Here is a 1,519-nt window from a genome sequence, read left to right on the forward strand (position 1 = left end):
GAGGCGCTGCCGTTGAACGCCAACGGCAAGGTCGACCGCAAGGCCCTGCCCACCCCCGACCCGGAGACGCTGAACACCGACCGTCCCTACGTGGCGCCGTCCACGCCCACCGAGCGGAAACTCGCCGACATCTGGGCCGAGGCGCTGGGCAAGGGTGAAGTAGGGGCCGAGGACAACTTCTTCGAACTCGGCGGCCACTCCATCCTGATCATCCAGGTGGTTGCCGCGGCCCGCCAGGCCGAGCTGCCCCTCTCGCTTTTCATGCTCTACCAGCACAGCACGCTCCGCGGCCTGGCCGCTGAGGTCGATGCGGCCGTTGCCGCGGAACGGGAACAGCAGGCCCAGCGGTCCGCCCCGGCGGCGCGGCCCGCCGCGGCGCTCTCGACCGAGGGCTCCGGCGAAAACTCCGCGGACTCCGTACTCGGCGGCATCCCGCTCGGCACGGTTCCCGGCGTGAGCGTCGCCGTGATCGAGGACGGAGAGCTGGTGGCGGTGGAGACCGCCGGGACGCTCCTGGCCGGCGGCACCGAACCGGTGACACCGGACACCGTCTTCCAGTCCGGATCGGTGAGCAAGCACCTCACCGCCCTCGGCCTGCTGCGCCTGGCCGACCAGGGCGTGATCGACCTGGACGAGGACGTCAACCGGTACCTCACCGCCTGGCGCGTGCCCGGTGCCGACGGGGCCGAGCCGCCCCGTATCACCAGCCGGCAGCTCCTGGGCCACCTGTCGGGTCTGCTGCCGACGCCCGGCAAGGGGTACCTGCCCGGTACGCCGGTACCGTCCCTGCTCGACCTGATCACCGGCAGGGCCCCTGACGGCGTCCCGCCGGTGCGGCCCGAGCTCACTCCGGGCGAGGTGTTCCGCAAGGCCAACGTCCACTACTCGGTGCTGCAGCAGGTGATGACCGATGTCACCGGTGAGCCCTTCCCCGAGTTGATGAGGACCCTCGTCCTGGATCCGCTGGGGATGACGGGAAGCAGCTTCGACCAGTCCTTCCCGGACCGGTCGGGCAGGCCCGTTGCGCGCGGCCACGACGAGGAGGGCCGGGCCGTCGACGGCGGTTGGCGCGTCCGCCCCGACACGGCAGCCGCGGGCCTGTGGGCCACCGCCGCCGACCTCGCCAAGGTCGCGCTCGAAGTGCGGCGCTCGTACCTCGGCCGCCCGATGACGCTGCTCACCCGGCAGTCCGCACAGCGGATGCTGACGGCGCACGAGGGCAGCTTCTACGGACTCGGCACGGTCGTCGACGCCACCGGACCCGACCTGCAGTTCGGGCACGGGGGCGAGCCCGTCGGGTACCAGGCCCTGACCATGACACGCCTGCGGCGGGGCAGCGGCGTGGTGGTCCTCGCCAACAGCAGCGGAGCCAAGGACCTCGTGAAGGCCGTCGCCGACACCGTGGCCGCTCGTGGCTCCGCCGATTCCGCCGGCCCCTCGGCCGGCTGATGCCCGCCGGGGGGGGGGGGGGGGGGGGCCCCCCCCCCCCCCCCCCCCCCCCCCCCCCCCCCACCCCCCG

Annotated in this window: 1 protein-coding gene; it reads left to right on the top strand. The window is 73.5% G+C overall.

Annotation, left to right across the window (positions count from 1 at the left end; genetic code table 11):
- Positions 1–1,449, top strand: a 1,449-nt coding sequence (locus ACFW2E_RS41735) for a serine hydrolase (RefSeq protein WP_384475848.1), incomplete at its 5' end; no start/stop codon positions are given.
- Positions 1,450–1,519: the final 70 nt, after the last annotated feature.

This window comes from Streptomyces sp. NPDC058964, assembly GCF_042741275.1.
Taxonomy (GTDB): Bacteria; Actinomycetota; Actinomycetes; order Streptomycetales; family Streptomycetaceae; genus Streptomyces.